This window comes from Caballeronia choica (genome assembly GCF_001544535.1).
GTDB classification, from domain to species: Bacteria; Pseudomonadota; Gammaproteobacteria; order Burkholderiales; family Burkholderiaceae; genus Caballeronia; species Caballeronia choica.
On the sequence record NZ_FCON02000246.1, the window covers coordinates 1 to 7,210 of the forward strand.

The window sequence follows — 7,210 nt, forward strand, 5'->3', positions numbered from 1 at the left end:
ATGCAAACGAGTTCTTTGGTCTTGACGAATCTCTCACAATTCCCATCAAATCACCCACAGATTGCGCCGAGGAACCATCTTTTTAATGGTTTTCCGGGCGCGAAGCGCCCGGCCCCCCGGCGACTTTCAACTTTTCCGCAACTCACACTTCGGCCGGCGTATCAGCAGACTTTCGCAAGTCGCCCAGAATCAGTTCTTTTACGCGCTCTGCTCGCCACGCCTTGACCCGGCGCTGCAATGTCCGTAGTTGTGCCTGACTTGCATACGCTTCTGGAAACATCGCGGTCAGCCGATCCATCAATACGTTGGCCGGCACAGAGGGCTCTGCAATCAGCCATCCTTCGATTAGAGGCCACGCGTCGGCGAACGGATCCACCCGACTTCTCCACCAGTGCTTTTCCTTGGGTTGCTTTCGGTGCGTCGGACGTGCCTCACCCTCCTTCCATGCCGAAGAAAGGCTGGCGAGGAAGACGGCAACGTCAGATTCGCCCGCTGGCGATGCTTCAGCACGCACGCCGTGGGCTGCGAAGTCGCTCAATGTCTGCTGGGCCGCTCGCATCTCCTGCAGCAGCCGCACAGGATCGAGGCCGTTGAACTGCGCCTTCAGTTTCTCTTTGATAGCTGGTTCGACGCTGTCGTGTGCCAGAAGCCGGTCGCACGGCGTCGCCGGCGCGAAGTAGACCTTGTGCACGCGTGCGCCGTCGCGCGTCTTGGACTTCAGCTTGAACGAAGGCTGGAAGAAGTTAACGTATAGCCGCGACGACGAGTACAGTTGCGCCAGCGCGTTCCTGGCATCGGCGCCGCTCAGCCGGCCATAACCGACCAGCCGACGCACGACGGAGCCGTTCTTCTGCTCCACCCAGGCCTGGTCGTTCTTCTTGTAGGCCCTCGAGCGCGTCTGCACAAGACCGCGACCCTTGCAGTAGTCGAAGACGCTCTGGTTCATGAACGCACTGTCGTTATCCGAGTCTACGCCAAGCATCGCGAATGACAAATCAGCGGCCACCTTGTCAAACGCTTCGATAACCAGCATCTGGTTGCGCGTACGCATGGCCACACACTCTGTCCAGCCGCTGGCGATGTCGGTCAAGGTCAATGTGTGGACGAACTCACCGTCTATCTTGGAGCCGCCGCAGTGTTCGACCATGTCGATCTCGAAGAAGCCCGGTGGCGGATCGCGCCAGTCGGCGAAGGTACGCACCGGGATGCTGCGCCGGATGGCCGAGCCAACCCCTGTGCGCCGTCTGCGCTGCCCATCGATGTGCGCACGTGCATTGGCCAGCATGCGATCGATGGTCGCTGCGCTGACCTCAGACAGTTTGGCCTTGATGACCGGATCCAGGTCGAGATGGCCGTGCCGTTCCATGGCATCAACCAGCTTCGGGATTAACGCCTTCAGTCGCTTGCCACAGACCCGGTCGGCCGCTTCCCACAACACCGTCAGCGCCTGGCGTACCGCCTCGTCATACAGCCGGTTGCGCCCGCGCGTCCCCTTTGCCACGCCGGGCTCTTGCCGCAATAGCCGAATGGCATGCTTGCGGTGATACCCGGTCAGAGCCGCGAACTCGTCGAGAATCCTGATCCGGTCGCCGAACGTCGCGCTTCTATACCGCAATTGCAATGCTGCGACCAACTCCTTGCGTGTCGTCATGCTGATTTGCCTCGTCACCTCGTGCCGCTCCCGCCGGACAATCCGACGGGTAGCAAACTACGTGAGGCAACAGGTCAGCGTGGGTTGCAATTCTGATGAGTCAATGCGCCGGCCAAGATGAATGTCGCTACGCCGGACAAAACCATTGTCGCCGCCCATCACTCATCGCGCACCTCCGGCTCGTGTACGACGGCGAACAGGCCGCGACGGTGTTGCCGCAGCAGTTGCGCCAGCAAACGCACCGTCTCCTGCCGGACCTCCTGCGGCAGGTGCGTCCACTGTGGCGTCTTCGGAAAAGGATGAAACAGGTCGAGTTGAGCGCCCGGTTGCGGGCTGGTCTGGCGTCGCATCAGCACCTCCTGTACGGAGCAAAGGATGGTGCTCGGCTTGTACCATATCGCGCTGCCCGGCAGCAGGCGCCTGCGCCAGCAGGTACTTCAGTTCCCTCAATGCTTCACAGCTGACGGCGGGAGACGTTGCCGAAGTCACGCGACAGCAGGCAACGGGATCGAACATCCATTGCGGCACCTCCAGCAAGCCCGCCGTGTGGACCGGCTCTCGCGCACAACGCAGCACTGACTCGCCGTTCTTCCTTTCTATCGTGGTAAAAATCCATACCGTATGCCCGTACCACGGATGCCAACGATACAGAACTTCCCTTGACTCGCTGATATGGGCGTTGTGTTGCCGGCTTGTACAACCAGAGTCGGCCTCATTCCAGGCTGGCCGATCAGACACCAGATGAAGCATACTTCGCCACGCTGCCAGCGATAAAATCGGCAGCTTGATTGCCCCAGCAATTCCACTTAAAAACTCGCAGATCCTGTCCGCACGAACGAGGCCACCTCTCTTTTAACGCGCCTTATCTGGCAAGAAGATTTTGAGAGAAGGGGGCATCGCCCACTCCCGTTTTCCATTATCAGCAGCCGCGGTTCCCGGTGAAATTGGGGTCGGATAACGAATACATCGAGAAAAGACGACGTGAACGCGCCGAGCGGGATGGGCTATCATCAGGGAATCGACCAACCGAGTAAGCGCTATGGGCACCCGACTGGATCCTTATATCCATGAGCATGACACGGCGGAAGAAGCTGAAGCCTTCGACCGTGCATTACGTGAGCGCGTCGAGCGCGCCATGAACAGCACGAAGCCGGGCGTGCCGCATGAGCAGGTCATGAAAGAGGCCCGCGCGCTTCTCAATGCGCAGCGCGCGAAGAAGGCAGGGAAACGCGATTGACGCCTTTGCCGATCATCTGGACCGGCGAAGCACGCGAAATCTTCCTCGAATACCTCTTCTTCATTTCCGAAAAGGACCAAGGCGCAGCAGAACGGTTGTTCGACCGAGTTGAGAATTCACTCGTCCCGGCCGCCTACTTCCCTTACTCGGGTCGGCCGGGCCGTGTCCCGGGCACGTATGAGATTGTTTCGCACCCGAACTACGTCACGGTCTACGCCGTGCGCGAAAACGGAATCGACGGCAAATTCATCTCCATCGTGGACTTCACCCACGTCAAAAAGCTTTACCCGCCCGGGTCAGATTAACTCCTTGAGCAGCTTACGCACCGTCCGACACTCCCTGCCCATTCTCGCTAATCTTTCCTTGAGCTGTTTTGATTGTGTCCAACTGCAGGATTGTTGCTCCGCAGTTTGGGGTAATCGTCCGGATCGTAAAATCTGGCGGTGGTCCCGTGAAGAGCCGCTTGCAGTAAGGCTTGGCGGTCCGGGAACTTTCTCGAATTCGGCGATTTGCAAGTTGTTGATCCACCTGGCCTTTCACGATCGAACCGCCAGGTTTCGCACGGAAAGTACGATAACCCCCTTTGTACTCGAGGATGGTCTCGCCAGCACAAATCCGAGTGACGGCGAAAACACCGCGACCATGAACGGGCGAGGTACGAACAGTAAAGCGACGCATTGGCATGGTTTCAACGTTGGACCGAGGTGACGCATAGACGACAGAAGCCGGCGAGCTCGGCATAATGTACCAACCTAGCTAATTCGTTCGCCATGCCTTCATCGACTGGCTGCCGTCGTTCGAAGCGAAAACTGTCCCGCGGGACACACGCCCGCTATCGAGAGCGCATCGTCGAGGTCCTGGGTGAGGCTCGCGGTCAGCACGTCATGATCCGGTCGATCGATCCCGATGGGCGCGAACGGCTCACAGCCGTGAAGATGGTGAATCTGCTGCCGCTCGAAAGTCAATTGTTCTGAGTCGGCCGTAACGCTCGCCTGCGCCTGAACACTGATTGACCGCGTCCTTAATGCCTTGCCGGCTGTGAACTTGACCGTCTTCGCGGCGGCAATCTTGATTGCTACGCCGGTTCGCGGATTGAGGCCCGGACACGCGTTTTTGCTCATCGAAATTTCTTCTACCTTCTACCTGGACCGACCGCCATCTTACCGAAACGAGGCGATGCCTGAACATCGGACTCGCACGCCAGGAAGAACTCGCGTAGTACCGGCGATTCGTCGTCGGGCGACTTGCCATTGCGGCCTGCTTCTTGTCTGCCTGAGTGCACCACTTCGCGCCATGCTCCTTGCGCCCTTTGGGCTCCGCGCCCGAGCGACGCATCCATCCGATGCGCCTCAACCGTCTCGCCATTCCTCAGTCACCGGTCATCGGGCATCTGCAACGAAAGCGCTGGAACGCACGACGCCTGCCGGCCGGTCGAATGCCATGGGGCAATCGCGTGGTGTGTGCCCTACGAGGCTTGCTACCGGGCGCCGCCTCGCCCACCGGGGCTGACACTGGCGAAAAACCCAGCTTTCCATGCGTGATAATTCGTAGTATCACGCATGCTTTTAATGCTCCGGCCTGAGATATCGCCTAGGAACCCGAACTTCCGGGATGGACGCCAGGACCGTCGTGTCCCTCGCGCAAAAAAGAACCGCTGAACTACTTGCCATGCGAAAATAGCCGGCGATCCCAGACAACCGGGCGCGGCTCGGAAACGACGAGTCGCGCAGCGTCGAGATGGGCCGGATTCACGAGAACGTTTTGCTCGGCGCGGGCGACAACTGAGGGAACCAGCAGCACCGCTGACCTCCCCTCTTCAAGCCACCGGTCACCTAACTGGCGCGCGATCCTGGCGTCCGCTCCATCCCATCCTGCGGGCAAGTCGTCCGCCTCGACGCGCTCGATTTCGACGCCATCGGGTACCATCGCCTCCACGTAGACGTGATGCCGCGGTACTTTTCCGATCCGAGCATGGACGAGAACCTCGAGCATCGCCCCAGCGAAGTTCAACCCGCCATAGATGACGGGGCGGCCTGGACTGTTGAGCCGGCCACCGACTAGCATAGCGCCCGTTCCGCTCCAGACAGGATGGCGACTGTCAGCGATTCGAAAAATTTTCAGGGATGTGTCGCGGACGGTTTTTCTTTTTCGTGTTGCCGTCACGCCGGGAGACCGTAGAACAGTGTCCACAGGAGTTCTTCGACCCGCCGGGCGCCCAGTTCCGTGAGTGCCACGTCGAGTGGCGAGCGTCCCTCGAGCATGGGATGCGGCGCATTAAGAAATTCTCGCGCGTCGTCCTCGCTGTCCCATACGTATTGCGCGGTCGCCACGATGCGCGCGAGCCGCTCGGTTTTTTCCGACTCGTCGGGACTGAGTCGATCGCGGCGACGCTTGAACGTTGCTTCCGGAACAATGCGCGACAGCAGCGCGCGGCGCTCTTCGGCGCTGCGCGTCGCATGTTCGACGCCTTCCTTCAAAGCGGATTTCGGCAGTCCGACCCGTACCTGCTCATCGAGTTCAGCGACGGAGTGAGGAACAGGCCGGAGCGCCATCACGGCTGCGATTTGCTCGGGCGAAACCAGGATCATTCCAACTCCACAGATCAAATGATGCCAATTGATGGCTCAAATGATACCGCGATTTCGATCGACCTTCAAGACCCGGCACGGCATCAAGCCCAACGCCCAATATCGTCCAAGCTCGACAGCGCCGCTTGCCCAAGCGCACTGAGATTCTGGCCCGCCGCAGACGTAGCAGGTTGCTGAAATACATGTCAGCAGAAGCCGCGTTCCTCTAACTGCGCGGCTATTGCGACGATCTTTTCGCATTGTGCAATTGCAACGCGCATTCAACGTCTTTGCGACGGTTTGAGGCTCGGTTTTGATGTCGTTACCGTCATTTGCGCCATTACGGACGGACTTGCCCCAGTGAGCGCATGCGCACCAGGTTGTATGCGGCCATATTCAAAACGAAGAGGTGGTCGACTTTCTCCAACCCCCGCATCGGGATCGGTCTTGGATTGGTGCGTCTGGTTGCTGCGCTTGCTGTCTCTGAAGTCGCCGCTACCGTCATCATGGTCTTTGTCTTCGCCATCCTTGCGCACAAAGCTCGGCGGCCTCAAATCTGAAGTGCAACACGGAGTCTAGTGTTTAGAGCCATCAGGCTGGCTCGCTGAAGCAAGCGTAGCGGCGAAGACCTCGAATGGAGAATGGAACGCGTGAGTCGCTCACGCCCAATTGCCGTGGCGGCCAAAAGAACTTGGACCGCAACTTTGTGTTCCCGTCGACAAGGTCATTCGGCTTTTTATTCGTTCACTGTCCTTTATTCGGGTGGCGTCCCGTCTCTATCGCCGGCGCGCACTTGTGCCTCGTTAAACGCACGCCGGCCTCACCCTGCGTTTCAACAGTTGTTCTTCGAAATATCGTGGGAGTGTGCTGACTATACGATGACAGCAAGGTGCCTCAAGCGGCCGAGCGCGCGGAGCATTTGAGGTTTTTCAGATCGCTAAGTGCTTCCGAACGCAGTCCATTCGCGCTCAGTAAGCGGTAGAGCGTGACACGCGAAATGCCGAGCTCCTGTGCCGCCTCGCCGAGGCGGCCGCGATGGCGCAGCAGAGCCATCTCGATGGCTTTTCGTTCCGCCTCCTCGCGCGCTTCAACGAGCGTCACCGTCGTGGCCTCAGCGTGCTCCTCCAGTTCCAGGTCTCGAGCCGTGATATGACGTCCTTCTGCCATCACGATCGCACGCCGCACGCGGTTGATCAGCTCACGCACATTGCCCGGCCAGCCGTATTTTTCGATGGCCGCGATGGCACACGGCGAAAATCCGCGCAGACGCCGCCTCGCGTCCTTCTTGAAGCGCTCGAGCATGTGTTTGGCAAGGAACTCGATGTCTTTGCCTCGCTCCCGGAGCGGCGGCTCAATAATCTGAAGCACGCAAAGGCGGTGGTAGAGATCGGCCCGGAAGCGCCCCTCGATCATTGCGGTCTGCATGTCGACGTGAGTCGCCGAAACGATGCGTACATCGACCGGCGTGGAGCTATGTCCACCCAGTCGTTCCACCTTGCGTTCTTGCAAAAACCGCAACAGGCTCGCCTGACTTTCAAGCGGCAGATCGCCGATTTCGTCGAGAAAAAGCGTACCGCCGTTGGCCGCTTCCACCCGGCCAATCTTGCGTTGGTTAGCGCCTGTGAAGGCACCACGCTCATAGCCGAACAGTTCCGATTGCAGTAGATGCGCCGGAATCGCGCCGCAGTTGATCGCGACAAATGGCTGATCGCGTCGCGTCGATCGTTTATGAATTGCAGCGGCAGTCAGTTCCTT

General features: G+C 59.3%; 7 protein-coding genes and 2 pseudogenes. 2 read left to right on the forward strand and 7 right to left on the reverse strand.

Features of this window, described 5'->3' with window-relative positions:
• Window positions 1-142: 142 nt before the first annotated feature.
• On the reverse strand, window positions 143-1,651 hold the full coding sequence (locus AWB68_RS41195) for an integrase catalytic domain-containing protein (RefSeq protein ID WP_087649907.1): 1,509 nt from the start codon (window positions 1,649-1,651) through the stop codon (window positions 143-145).
• Between the two features lie 158 nt (window positions 1,652-1,809).
• Window positions 1,810-2,001, reverse strand: a complete 192-nt coding sequence (locus tag AWB68_RS41200; protein ID WP_028208872.1) for a hypothetical protein — start codon at window positions 1,999-2,001, stop codon at window positions 1,810-1,812.
• 689 nt (window positions 2,002-2,690) lie between these two features.
• Here AWB68_RS41200 and relB point away from each other — a divergent pair.
• Window positions 2,691-2,888, forward strand: coding sequence for a type II toxin-antitoxin system RelB family antitoxin (gene relB / locus AWB68_RS41205; RefSeq protein WP_087649908.1), 198 nt, complete (start codon window positions 2,691-2,693; stop codon window positions 2,886-2,888).
• Window positions 2,885-3,193 (forward strand): type II toxin-antitoxin system RelE/ParE family toxin, encoded by a 309-nt coding sequence (locus tag AWB68_RS41210; RefSeq protein ID WP_200828943.1) that lies wholly within the window; start codon window positions 2,885-2,887, stop codon window positions 3,191-3,193. The genes relB and AWB68_RS41210 overlap by 4 nt, the downstream gene beginning before the upstream one ends.
• 700 nt (window positions 3,194-3,893) lie before the next feature.
• Here the strand turns inward: AWB68_RS41210 and AWB68_RS47600 are convergent.
• The 5 genes and pseudogenes from AWB68_RS47600 to AWB68_RS41240 all read right to left on the reverse strand — a co-directional run.
• Window positions 3,894-3,991: pseudogene (locus tag AWB68_RS47600) on the reverse strand (HU family DNA-binding protein); the annotation flags it as partial.
• 556 nt (window positions 3,992-4,547) lie between these two features.
• Window positions 4,548-5,009 carry an RES family NAD+ phosphorylase gene (locus AWB68_RS41225; protein WP_087649913.1) on the reverse strand — a complete coding sequence of 154 codons (462 nt, stop codon included), beginning with the start codon at window positions 5,007-5,009 and terminating at the stop codon, window positions 4,548-4,550.
• Between the two features lie 38 nt (window positions 5,010-5,047).
• On the reverse strand, window positions 5,048-5,476 hold the full coding sequence (locus AWB68_RS41230) for an Xre family toxin-antitoxin system antitoxin (RefSeq protein WP_087649910.1): 429 nt from the start codon (window positions 5,474-5,476) through the stop codon (window positions 5,048-5,050).
• Between the two features lie 410 nt (window positions 5,477-5,886).
• Window positions 5,887-5,997, reverse strand: a pseudogene (locus tag AWB68_RS50260) (IS5/IS1182 family transposase); the annotation flags it as partial.
• 352 nt (window positions 5,998-6,349) lie between these two features.
• Window positions 6,350-7,210, reverse strand: an 861-nt coding sequence (locus AWB68_RS41240) for a sigma-54 interaction domain-containing protein (protein ID WP_143282026.1), incomplete at its 5' end; no start/stop codon positions are given.